Annotated in this window: 18 protein-coding genes; 10 read left to right on the top strand and 8 right to left on the bottom strand. The window is 43.7% G+C overall.

Going from position 1 to position 18,632, the window contains the following annotated elements:
* Positions 1–39 precede the first annotated feature (39 nt).
* Both AC19MV_RS18795 and AC19MV_RS18790 read left to right on the top strand, forming a co-directional pair.
* The gene (locus tag AC19MV_RS18795; protein ID WP_498309459.1) at positions 40–264 is read left to right on the top strand and encodes a helix-turn-helix domain-containing protein; all 225 of its coding nucleotides are present in this window, start codon (positions 40–42) and stop codon (positions 262–264) included.
* 2 nt (positions 265–266) lie between these two features.
* The gene (locus AC19MV_RS18790) at positions 267–2,237 is read left to right on the top strand and encodes a DUF2075 domain-containing protein (protein ID WP_498309457.1); all 1,971 of its coding nucleotides are present in this window, start codon (positions 267–269) and stop codon (positions 2,235–2,237) included.
* A 341-nt stretch (positions 2,238–2,578) separates the two neighbouring features.
* Here the strand turns inward: AC19MV_RS18790 and AC19MV_RS18785 are convergent, their stop codons facing one another.
* From AC19MV_RS18785 to AC19MV_RS18775, 3 genes are all read right to left on the bottom strand, one after another.
* On the bottom strand, positions 2,579–3,895 hold the full coding sequence (locus AC19MV_RS18785) for an anaerobic C4-dicarboxylate transporter (protein WP_498309456.1): 1,317 nt from the start codon (positions 3,893–3,895) through the stop codon (positions 2,579–2,581).
* Between the two features lie 222 nt (positions 3,896–4,117).
* The gene (locus AC19MV_RS18780) at positions 4,118–5,320 is read right to left on the bottom strand and encodes a winged helix-turn-helix domain-containing protein (RefSeq protein WP_498309455.1); all 1,203 of its coding nucleotides are present in this window, start codon (positions 5,318–5,320) and stop codon (positions 4,118–4,120) included.
* Positions 5,321–5,496: 176 nt separating this feature from the next.
* Positions 5,497–6,153 (bottom strand): TetR/AcrR family transcriptional regulator, encoded by a 657-nt coding sequence (locus AC19MV_RS18775; protein ID WP_498309453.1) that lies wholly within the window; start codon positions 6,151–6,153, stop codon positions 5,497–5,499.
* A 219-nt stretch (positions 6,154–6,372) separates the two neighbouring features.
* On the opposite strand from AC19MV_RS18775, the gene AC19MV_RS18770 reads away from it, so the two are divergent.
* The 3 genes from AC19MV_RS18770 (at position 6,373) to AC19MV_RS18760 (ending at position 10,701) form a co-directional block, all read left to right on the top strand.
* Entirely contained in the window at positions 6,373–7,899 is a 1,527-nt protein-coding gene (locus AC19MV_RS18770) for an efflux transporter outer membrane subunit (RefSeq protein ID WP_498309452.1), read from the top strand.
* On the top strand, positions 7,896–9,437 hold the full coding sequence (locus AC19MV_RS18765; protein ID WP_498309450.1) for an MFS transporter: 1,542 nt from the start codon (positions 7,896–7,898) through the stop codon (positions 9,435–9,437). Before AC19MV_RS18770 ends, AC19MV_RS18765 begins: the two co-directional genes overlap by 4 nt.
* Before the next feature lie 226 nt (positions 9,438–9,663).
* Positions 9,664–10,701 carry an HlyD family secretion protein gene (locus AC19MV_RS18760; RefSeq protein ID WP_498309448.1) on the top strand — a complete coding sequence of 346 codons (1,038 nt, stop codon included), beginning with the start codon at positions 9,664–9,666 and terminating at the stop codon, positions 10,699–10,701.
* A 263-nt stretch (positions 10,702–10,964) separates the two neighbouring features.
* Here the strand turns inward: AC19MV_RS18760 and AC19MV_RS18755 are convergent, their stop codons facing one another.
* The gene (locus AC19MV_RS18755) at positions 10,965–11,828 is read right to left on the bottom strand and encodes a YicC/YloC family endoribonuclease (protein WP_432403707.1); all 864 of its coding nucleotides are present in this window, start codon (positions 11,826–11,828) and stop codon (positions 10,965–10,967) included.
* Between the two features lie 242 nt (positions 11,829–12,070).
* Between AC19MV_RS18755 and rph the strand changes: the two genes are divergently transcribed.
* Both rph and pyrE read left to right on the top strand, forming a co-directional pair.
* Positions 12,071–12,784: a ribonuclease PH gene (gene rph / locus AC19MV_RS18750; RefSeq protein ID WP_011639245.1), complete on the top strand. Its 714-nt coding sequence runs from the start codon at positions 12,071–12,073 to the stop codon at positions 12,782–12,784.
* A gap of 72 nt (positions 12,785–12,856) precedes the next feature.
* The gene (gene pyrE, locus AC19MV_RS18745; protein WP_498309446.1) at positions 12,857–13,498 is read left to right on the top strand and encodes an orotate phosphoribosyltransferase; all 642 of its coding nucleotides are present in this window, start codon (positions 12,857–12,859) and stop codon (positions 13,496–13,498) included.
* Positions 13,499–13,673: 175 nt separating this feature from the next.
* Here pyrE and folE read toward each other — a convergent pair whose 3' ends face one another.
* The 4 genes from folE to coaBC all read right to left on the bottom strand — a co-directional run bounded on the left by folE (position 13,674) and on the right by coaBC (position 16,833).
* Positions 13,674–14,324 carry a GTP cyclohydrolase I FolE gene (folE, locus tag AC19MV_RS18740; protein ID WP_498309445.1) on the bottom strand — a complete coding sequence of 217 codons (651 nt, stop codon included), beginning with the start codon at positions 14,322–14,324 and terminating at the stop codon, positions 13,674–13,676.
* A gap of 231 nt (positions 14,325–14,555) precedes the next feature.
* A complete protein-coding gene (slmA, locus tag AC19MV_RS18735) occupies positions 14,556–15,149 on the bottom strand; it encodes a nucleoid occlusion factor SlmA (protein ID WP_432403714.1) in 594 nt (197 codons plus the stop codon).
* A 35-nt stretch (positions 15,150–15,184) separates the two neighbouring features.
* Positions 15,185–15,643, bottom strand: coding sequence for a dUTP diphosphatase (gene dut, locus AC19MV_RS18730; RefSeq protein ID WP_238107747.1), 459 nt, complete (start codon positions 15,641–15,643; stop codon positions 15,185–15,187).
* On the bottom strand, positions 15,640–16,833 hold the full coding sequence (gene coaBC, locus AC19MV_RS18725) for a bifunctional phosphopantothenoylcysteine decarboxylase/phosphopantothenate--cysteine ligase CoaBC (protein ID WP_432403718.1): 1,194 nt from the start codon (positions 16,831–16,833) through the stop codon (positions 15,640–15,642). The genes dut and coaBC overlap by 4 nt, the downstream gene beginning before the upstream one ends.
* Positions 16,834–17,111: 278 nt before the next feature.
* On the opposite strand from coaBC, the gene radC reads away from it, so the two are divergent.
* The 3 genes from radC to rpmG all read left to right on the top strand — a co-directional run bounded on the left by radC (position 17,112) and on the right by rpmG (position 18,327).
* Positions 17,112–17,789, top strand: a complete 678-nt coding sequence (radC, locus tag AC19MV_RS18720; RefSeq protein ID WP_188959009.1) for a RadC family protein — start codon at positions 17,112–17,114, stop codon at positions 17,787–17,789.
* 121 nt (positions 17,790–17,910) lie between these two features.
* Positions 17,911–18,147 carry a 50S ribosomal protein L28 gene (gene rpmB / locus AC19MV_RS18715; RefSeq protein WP_137223931.1) on the top strand — a complete coding sequence of 79 codons (237 nt, stop codon included), beginning with the start codon at positions 17,911–17,913 and terminating at the stop codon, positions 18,145–18,147.
* Positions 18,148–18,153: 6 nt separating this feature from the next.
* The gene (gene rpmG, locus AC19MV_RS18710) at positions 18,154–18,327 is read left to right on the top strand and encodes a 50S ribosomal protein L33 (protein WP_011494790.1); all 174 of its coding nucleotides are present in this window, start codon (positions 18,154–18,156) and stop codon (positions 18,325–18,327) included.
* Positions 18,328–18,632: the final 305 nt, after the last annotated feature.

The raw sequence follows: 18,632 nt of genomic DNA, 5'->3' as shown, positions 1-18,632 counted from the left end.
TGTTTGCATCATCATGAAAACCTTTTTTTAGGATTTTTCATGGAAGATTTGATACTAGTTTCATTTGGTGCCTACTTTAAAAGTTTAAGGATTTCAAAGGGATTATCACAAGAACAACTTGCGCTAAAAGCTGATTTAGATCGGACATATATCAGTGGAATCGAAAGAGGGAAAAGAAATGTTAGTTTGATCAATATTGTCAAACTAGCAGAAGCTTTGGAGTTATCTCCTAAGCAACTTCTTGATTTTAAGTTCAAGGAATAAATATGTCTAACAGAGCATTTTATTCCGCACCTCTCGAACAGTTTTTAGTTGCTGACGCCTTGTCTATAAGTGGTGAAATATCCGCAGCTCATACTCAGCAACTACAGCATCAGCAATCCAGAGCTTGGGGAGCTGAAATAGATATACTCAAAAGAGAACTGAAATTATGTGGTACTGATAATACACATATCTTTTTTGAGTTTATGATCCCAAGAATGGGACGACGTGCTGATGTTGTTCTTGTGGTGAAAGGTGTCATCTTTGTTATCGAATTCAAAGTGGGTGCACAACAAATTAATCATGCCGATTTAAGGCAAGCCCATGGTTATGCACTCGATCTAAAAAACTTTCATAGTGGCAGTCATGATAAATTTATCGTGCCCATTTTAATTGCTACGAATTTAGCTAAACCAACATCCCAGCAAGCATTATTCAAATTAGACTTTGCATTTGATAACGTAGCTTCTCCGATTGCTATTCATTCAGGTCAAATACTTAATGCAATTAATCAAATAACTACATCTTTAAAGCAGGTTGAGTTTGATGCTAACCAATGGGCTGCATCTGGTTACTTACCGACTCCAACAATTATCGAAGCTGCACAAGCTCTTTATGCCCAACATAACGTTGAGGATATTGCTAAAAGTGAAGCGGATACTCAAAATATCGGCCAAACAAGTCAGCAATTATTGCAGCTAATACAAGACGCCCGTGAAAGAAAACGCAAAGTGATTTGTTTTGTCACCGGTGTCCCTGGTGCGGGTAAAACACTTGTTGGATTAAATATTGCGAGTACTCATTCAAACCCAAAAGAGAAAGAGTATTCAGTATTCTTGAGTGGCAATGGCCCTTTAGTGGCGGTGTTACAAGAGGCCTTAGCTCGTGATCGAAAAGTAAGAACTGCTGATACACTGGCATCTTGCCGACGACAGACAGAGCAGTTTATTCAAAATATTCATAAGTTTAGGGATGACTCTTTATCTGGCGCGGTTCCGCCTGAACAGGTCGCAATATTTGATGAGGCACAAAGAGCTTGGAATAAAGAGCAAACTAGTAAGTTCATGCAAACAAAACGCAATCAAATAGGCTTTAATAAATCAGAACCCGAATATCTCATTGAAGTCATGGATCGTCACGAAGATTGGGCCGTAATTATTGCTCTGGTTGGTGGAGGGCAAGAAATTAACACCGGAGAGGTGGGGTTGTTAGGTTGGCTTAATGCACTAGACGAAAAATTTAGTCATTGGGATGCTTATTACTCTGCAGATTTACTAAATGGGGAATATGTTGCATCAAATTTAACCGCTAGCCATTTATCAAAAGGAACAATCTTACCCTGTTTGCATTTAGCAACTTCGATGCGGTCATTCAGGGCGGAAAAACTATCAAGCTTTATTCATTATTTAATTGAAGGTAATAGCGTATTAGCTCGGAAATTATTCGCTACGTTCTCGCATTTATATCCTATTAAAGTGACTCGAGATTTAGACACTGCAAAGAAGTGGATAAAGTCACAGAGTCGAGCTACTGAAAGTATTGGCATGCTTGCTTCATCAAATGCAATACGTTTGAAAGCGGAAGGTATTTTTGTAAAAAACAAAATTGAACCTAAAGATTGGTTTTTAGGTCAGCCAGAAGATATTCGCTCATCTCATTTTTTGGAAGATATTGCGACTGAGTTTGATGTTCAAGGTTTAGAGTTAGATTGGTGTTTAGTTGCTTGGGACGGTGATTTTCGATTTAAACCTACTGGGAAAGAACATTGGCGATTTCGCGGAAGTAAATGGGAAAAGCGCCAACAAGAACAAACTCAAATTTATTTAGAGAATGCTTACCGAGTGCTGCTGACTAGGGCGAGGCAAGGGATGGTTATTTTTGTTCCTAGTGGAGATGACTCTGATAAAACAAGGCTGTCTGAGTTTTATGATGACACTTTCGATTTCCTACAACGTTGTGGTATTACCGTTGTTTAGGCTTATTTGATTCCATCAAAGCCAACCATATTGGCATAGGCAACTGTTGAAAACAGGATGTTTTCGTCAAGCCCCCATGGATGGGTTTACGGCGCGTTGTAGAAGACTATGTGGTGGGCGGATTAACCCATGAACCTGTCGATAACTCATCAGAACATTTTAGTTTTTTAGGTCTTCGTTTTTAGCTCTTCGGTCTTTAGATGCACAATGATTAAAAACAATAATGGCAGCCACGTTGGCTGCCATTATTATTGATGCTAGCGACTTATTGGGGGCAATTCACTAGCGGTTTATCACTTTAGTTCTTAGCCTAACGCTCAAAGCCAAATTACAAGCTAGGGCTAGTTAATCGCCATTGAAATAAAGTAACCCACAAATGTTGCGGTGATTACGCCGATAAAGCCTGGAATAATAAAGCTGTGGTTGATTACGTATTTACCAATATGCGTGGTGCCGGTTCTGTCGAAACTGATTGCGGCCAAATCACTTGGATAGAACGGGAAGAAGAAGTAGGCATAACACGCTGGCAGGACACCAATTAATACTGGTGCTGGAATGCCGAGTGAAAATCCTAATGGCAGCATAATGGTTAATACTGCCGCCTGGCTTTTTAAGAAGATAGATGACACAAACATCGCGATAGCAAATGTCCATGGGTACACGCTGACAATGTCGCTCACCGCGCTCACCAAATAGGTTTTATGGTGCTCAATAATAGTGTCACTCATCCAGGCAATACCAAAAATAATGATTACCGCGGTCATACCGGCGGTAAACACATTACTGGTGGCAATCTTTTTAGGCGATATATTGGTTGCGAGTAATATGACACCACCGACGGATAGCATCATAAATTGAATTGCGACCGACATGCTGACGCCAGTAGGGAGTAGCTCCTTACTGAACATGGCCACTATGATAACGGCCAGAATACCCAGTAAGAATACGATTAAGCCTTTCTTAGCGGTTGATTGTGCTTGTGGTGTTTCGGCATTGTCATCTTGTGGATCGATTAACGCCTCACGAAAATCAGCATCGGTTAATCGTGCCTGAAACTCTTCATCTTTATCTAAATCTTTACCGCGCTTTAAGCTCCAGGTACAGGCTACAAGCAAACCAATTAAGGTTGCTGGAATGGTCACCATGAGTACATCGATTAAGCTGATATCAAGGTTATTATCAACTGCTGTAGCTAATACTACCGCAGCAGCTGCTGCTATGGGGCTGGCGGTAATGCCCATTTGCGAGGCGACAGTCGCCATCGCTAAAGGGCGTTCAGGACGAATGCCTTTTTTATAGGCTACATCGTAAATAACAGGTAGAAGTGGATAAACCGAATGGCCAGTACCAACCAGAACGGTTAGAAAATAAGTACATAGTGGGCCTAAAAATACGATATGTTCAGGATGTTTGCGTAATATCTTCTCAGCGAATTTGACTAATAGGTTTAAGCCGCCGGTTGCCTCTAGTGTTGCCGAGGCCGCGACCACCGCCAGAATAATCAGCATTACGCTTATGGGTGGAGCACCAGGTGCAACGCCAAATACAAATGCCAGTACCGATACGCCTAAGCCGCCTAATAAACCAAAGGCGATTCCGCCATGGCGGATACCAACAAATATCACCGCTAGTAACAGCAGCATGTGTATATAAAACATCGTGTGTACTCCCCATATAGGATTTATGTAGGTTGTTATTATTTTTAGCCTTTTGAAGGTATCTCACAACGAATTTGAGGTTAGTGACTTAACTCAAGCTATTGAATCGGGGATGGTAATAAATGTTTAAAACGTGAACAACATTACATACAACCGCATGTATTGTGTTGAGTCACTTATTACTTGGTGAGGGCGAGCAGTGTTGGGGGTTCAGAGGGGCCGTTAAATACCCTGTTGACTTGCTTTGAGTAACATCTGGGCAATCGTTTTATCGTTACATTGTAAGAGCTGCCAACGTTGGCAGTTGTTGAACTGAGTGTAGTGTTCAATCGCTTCAATGAGTGTAGAAACCAAATGCGCCTTGTCATGTGGCTCATCATGCTGGTTCGTCAATATTTGGGTTTCAATGTGCAGGTTTTGCAGTAATAAACATTGGTTTTTACGATCGGCTTTTACATCCACGCGTCCAACAAAGCGGTCTCGCCATAAAATGGGTAACGAGTAATAACCGTATTGGCGTTTAGCCTCAGGCACATACACCTCGATTTGATAGTCAAAACCAAACCATTGCTGAAGTTTTTGCCGTTGAATAACTAAATTATCAAAGGGATTAAGCAGCCACACTTTATTGGGAATGCTTGTGGGTAACGTAAGCTTGGGCTGATAAAAGTAAACTTGCCTGGTGTGTTGATCGGTAAAGCTGGCAATGTCGCCTTGTTCGCACATTTGCGCCAAGGTTTTGGTCAGTAGTGGTTTAAGGCCTTTGCGTAGGTACTGAATTTGCTGCAAATTGCCAAAGCCATGGGCCATTAAATAACGCTTAATTAAATGCTGAGCAAACTCGCTGTCGCTGGGCACTGTGGTATCTATATAGTTTGGTAACACGCGCTCGGTTAAGTCATACACCTTTTGAAACTTGTCACGTTTAGCCACCATTAACTCGCCTTGAATAAACAATTGTTCAAGCGCTTTTTTAGCGGGTTTCCAATCCCACCATGATCCATTTTTAATATCAGCATTATGTGTAAATTGACTGGCTTTGAGTGGTCCTTCGGCTGTTATGCGGGCTTTTACCTCGCGCATGACTTTATGCTCAGGCTCAAACCAATGTTTATCGCCTTGTTGTAATTGTTGTTTGCGATACAAACTAAAACGATAATCATCTATGGGCAAATATGCCGCCGCATGGGACCAGTATTCAAATACGGTTTTATCGTTCATAGCCTCGTCAAGCATGGCAGGAGAGTAATCTGCTAGGCGATTGTGCAACACATGATGATGTGCGCGCTCGACCACATTAATAGAGTCTATTTGCACATAACTTAATTGCTGCATCAATTCTGATAACGACCCCAAAGGCTGCAACAAACCTTGCTGCTGCATACTTAGCTGTAACCATTGTTTAGCAGAGTAAGGATTGGTCATTAAGGTCCTTTATTGAGACTATTAACGCATTGAGATCCAGTAAATTAGCTATACGAACCCAATGAGTAACGGTTTTCTATCGCATTATTGCTTACCAGTATAACGTAATGCCAATTGCCAATAATGTTTTATGTGATATCGCCCAGCGGGTAATTGTGCAGCGCGACCCTTGCTGTTCAGGGATTTCGGCTACCGTAAGATCGCAAAAAAGTATTGATGGCAATGTCTACCCAGCGATCAATCGTGGCACTGTTTAGTGCTTGATCTGGATGGGTTAAACATATTAAGTGAAGCTCGCTGCGTAATAACGTTACAAAGACATCTGTAGCCTCGGAAATATTGATATTGTTTAAATCAATCTCTTTAGCGTTATGCGCTTGAGTTAAGCAGTCTGCGACCATTGCTTTGACAACTTTTGGACCAGAGTTATAAAACATATGCCCAAGAGTAGGGAAGCGAGGAGCCTCGGCAATGACAACTCGATATAAGGATAATGCTGGTGCCGATAAGGCTACATTAAGATAGGCTCTGCCTAATACTGCAAGACTTTCGGTGATATTACCTGGGGTGAATTTAATACCGTTAAGTGACGCGGTAAATGATGCACATTCGCTTTGAATGACGGCCAAAAAGAGCTTCTCTTTGTTGGCAAAGTGAGCATATACCGTAGACTTTGATACACCCGCTTCGCGTTGAATCATATCTGTTGTTGCACCATTAAAACCATGACTTAAAAATATTTTTGTCGCGGCATTCAATACGGTTCGAGCTTTAGGGCTGAGGTCTAGCGAGAGTTTGGCTAGATCTAATGGATCTATTTGGGAGTTTTTCATATTAGCACTCTCTTGACATAGGGAATTTATATTGGCATTATATCAAACCGTACGGTACAGTACAATTGTGTTTACCTAATTAGTTAATTGGCTTGTTATTTTAATGGTTCGTTAGTTTTTAATCACTAACGACATTTTTATTTGGCTTTCTTGTTGAACCGAGCGGTACAGTACTTCAAGCGTTGGGTGTTATATTTTGTTAAAACTGGGAATGTAGTGATGATTGTTAATTGTATAAATAGTAGATATTCGCGCAATATACTGGCGTTAGCTGTTTCATTTACGGTGTTGTCGGGGTGTACGCTTGGCCCTAATTTTAACATATCAACCAATGATTTTTCTCAGGTTACTTCTACGCCGCGATCTGACTATGGTTTGAATGAACAAGCTGTGCTTTCGCAACCCCAAAATGTGTCATCACAAAATGCCTCACAATGGTGGACAATATTTAATGACCCAATATTAACCCAATTAGAAACTATCGCTCAGCAAGGGAATTTGGACTTACAAGTTGCGACCAGCCGAATTGCGCAAAGCCGTGCGGCGTTGGGGATCACAGCAGCCGACCAACAACCTAGACTCTCTGCAAACGCAAGTTATGCCCGCGAAGGCAATAGTGAAAATGGCAAGATGGTGGCATTAGGCGCACCGTCGGAGGCCGAAAATTTTTGGACGGCAGGTTTTGATGCCAGTTGGGAGCTCGATCTTTGGGGCCGTGCGCAGCGGGCGACAGAAGAAGTTAGCGCCAAATTAGATGCGTCGTTATATCAGCGTGAAGCCATTCGTGTCAGCTTAGCTGCTGAAGTTGCCAAGGCATATTTGCAATTGCGCAATGCACAAACTCAATTAGCCATTAGCTTAGACAAGCAACAAACCGCTGAACAGATTGTCGCGTTAATGCAAAGCCGTGAAGACAACGGTGTTGGTACCCATTTTGATACTATTCGTGCTCAAACCGACTTAGCCACATTAACGGCAAGCCTACCTGAGCTGACCATGCGCAGTAATCAATTAATGAATGCCTTGGCATTATTGCTCGGTGAGCAGCCTCGGGCATTAGATGCCATATTAGCTACATCAAATAAACCGATTCAACTGCCAGCAGGTGTGCCGGTTGAGGTTCCGTCGGATTTAGCCTCTCGTCGCCCTGATATTCTTGAAGCACAAGCACATTTACACGCAGCCGTTGCCGCAATTGGTGTCGCAGAAGCTGATTTTTATCCTCGAGTGACCTTGTCTGGCAGTTTGGGGCTTGAGTCTTTTGAAGGCAGTGACTTACTGGGCTGGGATTCGCGCTCATTTACTGTTGGCCCTAAAGTGTATTTACCTATTTTTTCAGGCGGCAAGTTAACTCAGCAACTTGAGTTAACAAAAGAAAAGCAAAAGAGTTCAGCATTGAGTTATCGCAAAACCGTGTTGGCTGCCTGGCACGAAGTGGATAACGCTATCGATGCGTGGCGCGCACAACAAAGCCAACAGCATAAATTGTCTATTGCGCACCAATACACCGAGCAAGCTATGAAGATGATTGAGCGCAATTATCAACAAGGCACCAGTGATCATTTAGCTGTTTTGCAGCAAAAAGGGCAAGTGCTTAACAGCCAGATCCAACTGAATAACAGTACCACTCAAGCCGAAATCGCGGTGGTGAGTTTATATAAAACGCTTGGCGGAGGTTGGGATAACAGCCAACCCGTTACTGAAAATAGCGCAATGCTAATCACAACAGCTGGGGAGGCCAAATGAGTTCAGCGGTACTTTCTGAACCTGCTGCAGTTGTGCCAAAACACACCCTTGGCATACCTAATCAGGTATTAGCTGGGCTGTTAGGTATTTTTATTGCGGCAATGATGTCTGGCCTTAATAACCGTGTGGGGTCGCTTGGTTTGGCGGATGTGCGCGGCGTGATGGGGGTCAGCCTTGACGATGCGTCTTGGTTGCAGACTGCATACGCAATGGGCGAGCTTATTGCGATGCCATTTGCCTCTTGGTTTGCTATCACTTTGTCGGTGAGACGTTTTCATCTGTCGATGGTCTTTGTGTGCGCACTTATTGCGGCTATTTTGCCTTTTATTCAAAATCTAGATGTGTTGATAGGACTTCGCTTTGTTCAGGGCATAAGTAGTGGCGCGTTAATTCCTATTTTGATGATGGCGGCGCTGAAGTTTTTACCCCCTAATATTCGCTTACATGGTTTGGCGTTGTATGCGATGACCGCCACATTTGCGCCTAATTTAGCCGTGTGGTTAACCGGCTTATGGACCGACGGTTTGTCGGACTGGCGCTGGATATATTGGCAAGTGATCCCTTTGTGCGGTTTAGCCGGACTATTTGTAGGCTGGGGTTTACCTAAAGAAGGGGTTAAATACGCCCGCTTTGCACAAGGCAACTGGCTTGGGATGTTTTGCGGCGTGATATCGCTGTTATTACTTACTATCGCACTAGATCAAGGTGTGCGCCTTGACTGGTTTAACTCACCGTTAATTGTCGTGTCGTTAGTTGGCGGTGTGATTTTGTTTGGCTGTTACGTATTGACCGAATGGCACCATGATGCACCTTTTATTAAACCTCAATTAATGGCACGTAAAAACCTGCTAATCGGCACAATTTTATTAACGTTTCTACTTGTGGTGTTGATGTCTGGGTCGATGTTGCCGTCAAACTACCTTGCGGGGTTACAAGATTATCGGGTTATGCAAATTGCGCCAATCGGGCAGTTAATTGCCTTACCGCAGTTGGTGTTAGGGTCTGTTGTGGCATTGTTGTTGTACCAAAAGTGGGTCGATTCTCGGGTGATGCTGGCCATTGGGTTAGGCATTATTGCTTTGGCCTGTTTTTCGGGAGCACAGCTGACCCCACAGTGGAATCGCGACCAATTTTTAGTGGCTCAGTTACTGCAAGCCATTGGACAACCTATGGCCGTGGTATCGATTTTATTTTTAATGACCAGTGTGTTAGACCCAAGTGAAGGCCCTTATTTTTCGGGGGCGATTAACACTTTTAGGGTGTTTGGGTCGCTTATTGGTGGCGCGATAGTGGGCCAATTGTTAACGGTTCGCAGTCATTTTCATAGCGACATGTTACTTGACCATGCAGGCCTTGTTGATGGGGCCATTCCACAAGCGCTAGACGCATCAACCCTAGGGACAACCGTTGCCCAGCAATCTATGGTGCTGTCGGTAATTGATGCTTATTTAGTGTTGGGGGTACTCGCACTTATTTTGATCCCGCTGGCATTGATGATGACCTACGTGCCGGCGCCAGATTTAAGCAAGCAGAATTAAAGGTAACCAACGGCGCTTACACAGCTCTTTGCCCTGCTAACTGCGTTGAATCGACTTGTAATAGGCTAGCTATTGACGCGTCAATTCGCCTTGTTAGCAGAACAAATGACAAGCTTGAAAGTGAGACGGGGTAACTTGTTTATTTTAAATAGCATAAGTTCATCCCTTATCCCGAACTCAGGTTAAACAAATTTTAAGTTTATATTTTGAAAGTGAGTAATTGAAAATGGCAATATCTAAATCTATCAAAGTTACCGTAGTTGCAAGTTTATTCGTTGTGGTGATTGGCGGTGTGTTTTATCTAAATCAACCAGAATCAGCAAATGCGACACAGTCGACCGATGACGCGTATATTCAAGCTGATTTTACGATTGTATCCCCACAAATTGCCGGCAAAATAAGCCAGGTTTTAGTGGATGATAATGACGTGGTTAAGCAAGGCGATGTGATTGCCACTATCGACGATCGTGACTTTGTGGCTGCAGTTAACACCGCCAAGGCGCAAGTGGTTAGCGCCCAAGCGAGCATTAACAGTTTGCAAGCCAAGCTGGTTAATCAAGACGCTGTGATTGAGCAGGCGCAGGCAACGTTAGATGCTAATATCTCAACACTTAAATTGGCGCAGTTTAACCTTGAGCGTTATCGCAACTTAGCTGCAGATGGTTCGGGTACTGTGCAGGCGCTGCAAGAAGCGGAAGCGCAAGTGAGTATTCAGCAAGCTAATCTTCGTAAAAACGAAGCGGGTTTGTTGGCGGCTAAACAGGATAAAGATATTCAATACGCCGATATTGATAAAGCGAAGGCTGCATTACTGCAAGCTAATTCGATGTTAGATGTAGCTAATTTGCAGTTGTCTTATACGCAAATTACCGCACCGATTGACGGCATTGTAGGTAAAAAGTCACTACGTGTTGGCAGCTATGTTAATCCAGGGGTGTCGCTATTGGCAGTGGTACCGCTTGATGAGATTTATGTGCATGCCAACTTTAGAGAAACCCAACTTGCCAATGTAAAAGCTGGTCAGGCAGTTGATATTGAAGTCGATGCACTACCGGGCAAAATATTAACAGGCCATGTAGACAGCTTAGCCCCAGCGAGTGGTGTGAGTTATTCAGCGGTTGCGCCTCATAATGCGACAGGTAACTTCACTAAAATTGTTCAGCGTTTACCGGTAAAAATCATCATCGACGCAGATCAGGCCGATGCCGCGCAACTCCGTGTTGGCATGTCAGTAGTGCCCACTATTAATGTGAATAACAGTTAAGTGCTATTGCCGAATACCATTTTAAGACGATACAAATGAGTGATGTTTGCTTAAGGCGCATCACTCATTTTCGTTACACGCTGTAGCAGGTAAAAGTAGATTTAACGGTTGTAGCGTGTAAAACCCGACTTTAATTGCTGTGATGTACAAGCTCGATAGAGTTTAAAGGTTAATGGATTATTTAAGCTGCTGATATCAAAACACCTAAACAATGAAGCCCAGCAAATGCTGGGCTTCATTGTTTAGGTGTTCAGGCTTAAAGCTTATTCAACGTTTTGGATCTGCTCGCGCATTTGCTCAATCAATACTTTTAATTCAACAGCGGCTGAAGTGATTTCTGCACTGATTGATTTTGACGCTAAAGTATTTGATTCGCGGTTAAACTCTTGCATCATAAAGTCTAAACGACGACCTTCGCTGCCACCTTTTTTAAGGATGCGGCGAGCTTCTGCTACGTGAGCTTCAAGGCGGTCCATTTCTTCGGCTACATCTTGCTTTTGCGCTAGGAGTACCATTTCTTGTTCGATACGGGCAGGGTCTAGTTCACCAGCAATATCGGCTAAGCGGTTAGTGAGTTTTTCACGCTGGTATTTCATTACCGTTGGCATGTGCTCACGAACCACGTTCACTTGTTCCATTACGCCGTCTAAGCGAGTCAGTAACATGTCTTTAATCGCTTCACCTTCACGGCCGCGCGCTTCGATAAACTGATCGATTGCATTATCAAAGGCTGTCATCAGTTCTGCACCAATGCTGTCCATGTCTTGCTCGGCTGAGGCAAGCACGCCAGGCCAGCGTAATACGTCTGTTAAGCTTAGTTCGCCTTGACCGGCTTCTTGCTTTAACCAATTAGCAGCACTTAATAACTGTTTTGCTAGCGCTTGGTTGAGTTGCAATTCGTTGCTGCTGTTGTCGGCTAACTCATAACGTAGATTCACTTCTACTTTACCGCGGTTTAAGCGTTTACGTAGGCGATCGCGTAAGACAGGTTCAAAGCTACGAAACTGCTCAGGTAGGCGCAGGTAGGTTTCTAGGTAGCGCTGGTTGACTGAACGAATTTCCCATGAGGCTGTGCCCCATTCTGCTTTGTGCTCGATACGAGCGTAGGCTGTCATGCTTTGGATCATGAAGTGTCCTGTTATGTTATTACGCAAATGTGGGTTGATTATAGCCGTTTTAGGTCGTTGGATTAAAGGATTAGTGGCGATAATTGTGGCTTATCTTGGCCGATATCAACAACATCTGCGATAACGCTAGTGGACGATCATGTTACCGATAGCGATTAGCGTGGGTTTGTCGTGGCATCTGGCGTCGCGAACCTCTATAATATGCGCTCAAATCTGATATGAATTCGACTACAGGACTTTTCATGCGCCCAAGTAACCGTACACCAGCTCAAACTCGCCCTATTACTATTACGCGTTCTTTTACTGCACATGCTGAAGGCTCTGTTTTAGTTGAGTTTGGCGACACAAAAGTATTATGTACAGCCAGTTTCACTGAAGGCGTTCCACGTTTTCTTAAAGGCCAGGGTCAAGGTTGGGTTACTGCTGAATATGGCATGTTACCGCGTTCAACGCACAGCCGTATGGACCGTGAAGCGGCTCGTGGTAAGCAGTCTGGCCGTACTCAAGAAATTCAACGTTTAATTGGCCGTGCATTACGTGCAGCCGTTGATATGAAGTTGTTAGGTGAAAACACTATAGTTATCGATTGTGACGTGATTCAAGCTGATGGTGGTACACGTACTGCTGCTATTACGGGTGCTTGTGTGGCGTTAGTTGACGCGCTTAACTGGGCTCGCGGTAAAGGCATTATTAAAGCCAACCCACTTAAGTTTTTAATTGCAGCTGTGAGTGTGGGTATTTACAAAGGCGAAGCGATCAGCGATTTAGAATACATTGAAGACAGCGCTGCTGAAACTGACATGAACGTTGTGATGACTGAAACCGGTAAGATTATCGAAATTCAAGGCACTGCAGAAGGCGAACCATTTAGCCATGAAGAGTTACTTGAGTTGTTAGTGTTAGCTAAAAACAGTATTCGCGAAATTGTCGATGTGCAAAAAGCCGCATTAAGTTAATATGCTGTTGAAAAATGAGGACCGATTACGGTCCTTTTTTTTAATCCAAAATTTGATGAAAGAGGAATAACCGTGAAAGCCTATCAACGCGAATTTATTGAGTTTGCTTTAGCCCGCCAAGTGTTACGTTTTGGTGAGTTTACCCTTAAATCTGGTCGTACGAGTCCGTACTTTTTTAATGCTGGATTATTCAATACGGGTAAAGACTTAGCGCGTTTAGGCCGCTTTTATGCTGCGGCGTTAATGGACTCGGGCATTGAGTTCGATTTGTTATTTGGCCCTGCATACAAAGGTATTCCGATTGCCACAACTACAGCCGTTGCGCTGTGCGATCATCACGATGTAGACATTCCATACTGCTTTAACCGCAAAGAAGCTAAAACCCACGGCGAAGGCGGCAGTTTAGTCGGCAGTGAGCTCAAAGGTAAGGTGATGCTAGTGGACGATGTGATCACTGCCGGTACGGCGATTCGCGAATCGATGGAAATTATTAATGCCCATAACGCCCAGCTTGCAGGAGTGTTGATTGCACTTGATCGCCAAGAAAAAGGTAAGGGCGATCTGTCGGCGATTCAAGAAGTTGAACGCGATTTTGGCTGTGAGATTGTGTCGATTATTAAGCTGGCCGATTTAATCAGTTACTTGTCTGAAAAGCCGGGCATGGAAGCTGAACTGGCTAGCGTCAGTGCTTATCGTGAGCAATATGGTATTTAACCTGAGTAAGGATCAGGTTAAATAGTCTTTTGTCTTTCTCACGGCGTTGAATGAACTTGCAATAGGCTAGGTTTAAACTGATGCGCTGAAGCTGGAAAATTAAAAAAGCTGCACAATAGTCATATTGATGCAGCTTTTTATTACACTTTTTACCGTAATCAGTAATCCGTGTACGCTATCTCACTTGGTGTAAAAACTCAGCACGGGTAGCAGGGTTAGACTTAAAAATACCGCCAAGTGCCGTGGTGGTTGTAGAGCTGGTTGAGTCCATTACCCCGCGAGATTTAACGCAGTAATGTACCGCATCCATTTTTACCGCTACGTCTTTGGTTTCAAGCAAGGTTTGCAGCGCCACTAACACTTGTTGGGTTAACCGCTCTTGTACTTGCGGACGTTGGGAAAAGAAGCGCACGATTCGGTTAATTTTAGACAAGCCAATAATTTTAGTTCGCGGTAAATACGCCACAGTCGCGAATCCATCAATGGTTACCAGGTGATGTTCGCAGGTACTGGTGAGGCTAATATCTTGCACTCGCACCATTTCATCAACGCCCATCTTGTTTTCAATGACGGTGATTTTTGGAAAGTTTTCGTAATCGAGCCCCGAGAAGATTTCATCAACATACATTTTGGCGATGCGACGTGGCGTGTCTGCCAAACTGTCATCAGTTAAGTCGAGTGACATTAAGGTCAAAATCTCACGCATATAGTGTTCAATTTTAACTTTACGTTCTTCAGGCGTGGAAGTTTTTGGCAGCATCGGGGTTTCAAGCCCACGGTCTTTTAGCGCTGCTTGTACTTTAATTGCGGCTTCACTGAGTGCCATATATCCTCCAACGACTCGATATCACTGTTTGTATGAGTGTAGATTAACACCCACTTGGCTGCCCCATAGGGGAAAAGGAGAATAGCGCGATTCGTTGTAAATTAATACCGCAGCCAATAAAAAAGCCGATCCTTCTACTCAAGTATCGGCTTTTGTTGATTAAACATTTAAGCGTTATGTCATAATATTTTTCACGGTTTCAGCATTAAAGAAACGAAATGGATGATTCAATTAGCTTCTCAACAATTGTTGCTGAATAAAGGTCCATTGTTCATCAAAATGCAGTGTGGGTTTTTGTTTGAACTCACTGCGGACAAACTGTGAAATTCTGCCTTCGGCAAACGCTAACAATAGATTGGCCAGTATGGCTTCGTCGATGTTAAAGCCTACGCCTTCACGTAAGGTTTTTTCGCGTAGAATTTGTTTTATTTGGGTTTCTATTTTGGCAAATAACACGTCGATTCGGCTGCGTAAACGCTCGTTTTCACCTAGCAGTGCATCGCCATTTAACACGCGAGAAATCCCCGGGTTTCGTTCAGAAAACACCAACAATAGCTGTAATACTAATTGGCAGCGGGTCATGGTGTCTTTTTCTTCGTCCATGATGATATTTAACCGCGAGAGAATCGCGTCTTCAATAAACTCAATCAGACCTTCAAACATTCGCGCTTTACTGGGGAAGTGTCGATACAGTGCGGCCTCAGACACGCCCACTTCGGCGGCAAGCTTAGCGGTGGTGATCCGTTGACCTGGGCTGGTCTCAAGCATTTGGGCTAAGCATTGTAAAATATGTTCACGACGGTTTATTTTTGGGCTTTCGGCCATGATGTGTTCCTTGGCTCAGTGACTACTTGAAAAGGTTATTTGGTACCAGAGTGACCAAATCCGCCTTCTCCACGATCTGAGCTATTAAACTCATCCACTAGGGTAAATTCTGCTTGTACAACAGGGACAAACATTAATTGGGCTAAACGATCGCCAATGTCGAGTGTGAATGGTTTATCACTTCTGTTCCAACATGACACCATAAGTTGCCCTTGGTAATCGGAGTCAATTAAACCGACCAAATTACCCAGCACAATGCCATTTTTATGGCCCATACCTGAACGCGGTAAAATAACCGCTGCCAAGCTTGGGTCGGCCACATGAATGGCGATACCTGTTGGAATTAATACGGTTTGTCCTGGCTCTATGACCATTGCCGTGTCAGTCATTGCGCGTAAGTCCATGCCTGCACTACCGGGAGTAGCATAAGCTGGCAGCGGAAATTCACTGCCAATACGCGAGTCGAGAATTTTTAGTTCAATGGGTGTTTTCATGATTTTTTTAGTTGTTGTTCTATCAATGTGAGTAATTGGCGCGCCAGTGTGAGTTTGTCTGTTGCGGGCAGTTGTTGGCTGCCGTCTTGCCAAAATACTTGTAGTGCATTGCTATCGGCATTAAAGCCTAAGCCTTGAATAGAGACATCGTTAGCGGCAATCATATCCAGTTTTTTACGCTGTAGTTTACCGCGAGCGTATTGCTCTACGTCGTTCGTTTCAGCGGCAAAGCCGACTGTGAAAGGTCGTGTTGTGTGCTGAGCTACCGTGGCTAAGATATCAGGATTACGCACCAGTGCAAGCTGCATTTCTTCTGCCGATTTTTTAATTTTTTGATCGGCGACATCGGCAATTCGATAGTCTGCTACTGCGGCGCAACCGATAAAAATATCATGTTGTTCAACTTGTTGCATTACGGCATCGAGCATTTGTTGTGCAGAACCCACATCAATACGCTTAACACCTACTGGTGTGGCAAGATTGACCGGCCCTGAGACGAGTGTCACTTCTGCGCCCATTTCGGCAGCGGCTTGTGCCAGAGCAAAGCCCATTTTGCCAGAGCTGTGGTTTGAAATATAACGCACCGGGTCAATGGCTTCGCGGGTTGGCCCTGCGGTGAGTAATAATTTGTGACCTTGTAGTGATTTGGGTCCAAAAAACTGCACCAGTTGTTCGGCAATTGCTACGGGCTCTTGCATACGACCTGGACCGACTTCACCACAGGCCTGGTTGCCTGAGGCTGGCTGCCAAATGATTAAGCCTTTGCGGGCTAGATTGGCCATGTTCTCTTGGGTAGCGATGTTTTGATACATCTGTTGATTCATGGCGGGGCACACAATGATTGGCGCACTCGTGGCTAAACATGTGGTGGTGAGTAGCTCATCTGCCATGCCTGCATTAATACGTGCCATTAAATTTGCTGTAGCAGGAGCGAGTAACACTACGTCTGCCCAGCGTGCCAGTTCGATATGGCCCATTGCGGCTTCTGCAGCAGGATCGAGCAAATCAGAGGCAACAGGATGGCCCGAAAGCGCTTGAATCGTTAATGGTGTAATAAATTCCATGGCGCTTTGGGTCATGATGACTCGTACATCTGCGCCGCGTTCTTTTAAGCGACGAATAAGATCGGCACTTTTATACGCAGCAATGCCGCCGCCAATTCCGAGTAGTACTTTTTTATTTGTCAGCATGTTGTGCATTATCCGACGCTATCCTAATTGCGGCTAACAATATCACAAACCTGTGACAATTTGCGTGGATCCAATCTCAAAAATATCGACCATACTGTGTAACTGATTATAAGAGGGTGTAAATAATTGAGAGCGTGTTACCCATTAAGAAGATGTCATGATTTCAACGTGGGTTTTTAAAGGCACATCAATTCAGTATTGGCGTAGTAGTAACGAATTTATGCAACTTGGTTGAATTCGTCGAGGGTATGGCGTCTTTAAGATAACAAGGAGCATACATGGGTATAAAAGATTGGCCTCAAGGTGAGGGGCCGCGAGAAAAGTTATTACTAAATGGTGCAGGGCATTTGTCTGATGCTGAATTATTAGCGGTGATTTTACGAAATGGTCTTGCGGGTCAAAATGCAGTGGATTTAGCCCGCGAAATGATAAATCAGTTTGGTGGTTTACGAAGCTTGTTAAGTGCATCGAAGAGCCAAGTGTGCAAATTAGCCGGTGTTGGGCCGGTAAAATATGCTCAATTACAGGCTGCAGCCGAGATTTCTAAGCGAATTGCGCATGAAAATCTACAAAGAGGGCAAATTTTGACAAATCCTGATTTAACTCGGGACTATTTAATGAGACAATTAGCAGACCGATCCTATGAAGTGTTCGCCTTACTATTGTTGGATACCCAACATAGAGTCATTCAATTTGTAGAATTATTTCGTGGCACCATCGATTCCGCTTCTGTTTATCCTCGCGAGGTTATTAGCCTTGTGTTGGAGAAAAAAGCAGCAGCGGTGATAGTGTGTCACAACCACCCGTCTGGCATTGCAGAGCCAAGCCAGGCTGATCGGCGAATAACTGAGCGAATAAAAAATGCATTGGCAACCATAGATGTTTCTTTGTTAGATCATATGGTTGTAGGTGATCAGGAGATAGTCTCCTTTGCCGAGCGAGGATGGATTGTATAAACACTGCTTGATCTTATATGGTCAATCGTGTATAAAATGCGCCCTCTTTGTGCCTCGGGCGACGGCCATACGAGGCACATTAATGCTCGAGCGTTAAAAATTTGTTTTGGAGAAGATTGACATGTCAAGAGTATGCCAAGTAACTGGCAAGAAGCCAATGGTTGGTAACAACCGTTCGCACGCTAAAAATTCGACTCGTCGTCGTTTTTTACCTAACCTACAAAACCACCGTTTTTGGTTAGAAGAAGAAAAACGCTTCGTACAACTACGTGTATCTACTAAAGGTATCCGTATTATCGATAAGAAAGGTATTGAAGTTGTTGTTGCTGAACTTCGTGCCCGTGGCGAGAAGGTATAATAGAAAATGGCTAAATCTAAAGGTAATCGTGAGAAGATCAAATTAGTATCTAGTGCTAAAACTGGTCACTTCTACACTACTGAAAAGAACAAGCGTAACATGCCTGAGAAAATGGAAATCAAGAAATTTGATCCAGTTATTCGTCAGCACGTTATGTACAAAGAAGCTAAAATCAAGTAATTGATTTTTGATTCTTAAAAAAGCCCCTTCATTGGGGCTTTTTTTATGCCTAAAGAAAAGTAAGCTATACTGACACCAATCCACATTAGAATGTGCTCTTTTAGCGAAAATTATCCATGCAGTTGTACGTTAACAAAAAGACAATGCTGATAAATTCGCCCTTCGGGACAGTGCCACTAGACCCATTACTGCTTCAAATGCCTTTGATGTAGGTGACTACACCTACAGTCATTTTCATTATGCCGGCGACTAATGGCGCAGTCTAAAATAGATCACATTCTAATAATGATTGGTATGATAAAGTT

The sequence above is a fragment of the Shewanella sp. MF05913 genome, assembly GCF_059758095.1.
This window is presented reverse-complemented; position numbering and strand designations above follow the sequence as displayed.

Bases quoted from the DNA above. Each gene is read 5' to 3' on its own strand.
- AC19MV_RS18795 (WP_498309459.1), top strand. From the start codon at position 40: ATGGAAGATTTGATACTAGTTTCATTTGGTGCCTACTTTAAAAGTTTA.
- AC19MV_RS18790 (WP_498309457.1), top strand. From the start codon at position 267: ATGTCTAACAGAGCATTTTATTCCGCACCTCTCGAACAGTTTTTAGTT.
- AC19MV_RS18785 (WP_498309456.1), bottom strand. From the start codon at position 3,895: ATGTTTTATATACACATGCTGCTGTTACTAGCGGTGATATTTGTTGGT.
- AC19MV_RS18780 (WP_498309455.1), bottom strand. From the start codon at position 5,320: ATGACCAATCCTTACTCTGCTAAACAATGGTTACAGCTAAGTATGCAG.
- AC19MV_RS18775 (WP_498309453.1), bottom strand. From the start codon at position 6,153: ATGAAAAACTCCCAAATAGATCCATTAGATCTAGCCAAACTCTCGCTA.
- AC19MV_RS18770 (WP_498309452.1), top strand. From the start codon at position 6,373: ATGATTGTTAATTGTATAAATAGTAGATATTCGCGCAATATACTGGCG.
- AC19MV_RS18765 (WP_498309450.1), top strand. From the start codon at position 7,896: ATGAGTTCAGCGGTACTTTCTGAACCTGCTGCAGTTGTGCCAAAACAC.
- AC19MV_RS18760 (WP_498309448.1), top strand. From the start codon at position 9,664: ATGGCAATATCTAAATCTATCAAAGTTACCGTAGTTGCAAGTTTATTC.
- AC19MV_RS18755 (WP_432403707.1), bottom strand. From the start codon at position 11,828: ATGATCCAAAGCATGACAGCCTACGCTCGTATCGAGCACAAAGCAGAA.
- rph (WP_011639245.1), top strand. From the start codon at position 12,071: ATGCGCCCAAGTAACCGTACACCAGCTCAAACTCGCCCTATTACTATT.
- folE (WP_498309445.1), bottom strand. From the start codon at position 14,324: ATGGCACTCAGTGAAGCCGCAATTAAAGTACAAGCAGCGCTAAAAGAC.
- slmA (WP_432403714.1), bottom strand. From the start codon at position 15,149: ATGGCCGAAAGCCCAAAAATAAACCGTCGTGAACATATTTTACAATGC.
- dut (WP_238107747.1), bottom strand. From the start codon at position 15,643: ATGAAAACACCCATTGAACTAAAAATTCTCGACTCGCGTATTGGCAGT.
- coaBC (WP_432403718.1), bottom strand. From the start codon at position 16,833: ATGCTGACAAATAAAAAAGTACTACTCGGAATTGGCGGCGGCATTGCT.
- radC (WP_188959009.1), top strand. From the start codon at position 17,112: ATGGGTATAAAAGATTGGCCTCAAGGTGAGGGGCCGCGAGAAAAGTTA.
- rpmB (WP_137223931.1), top strand. From the start codon at position 17,911: ATGTCAAGAGTATGCCAAGTAACTGGCAAGAAGCCAATGGTTGGTAAC.
- rpmG (WP_011494790.1), top strand. From the start codon at position 18,154: ATGGCTAAATCTAAAGGTAATCGTGAGAAGATCAAATTAGTATCTAGT.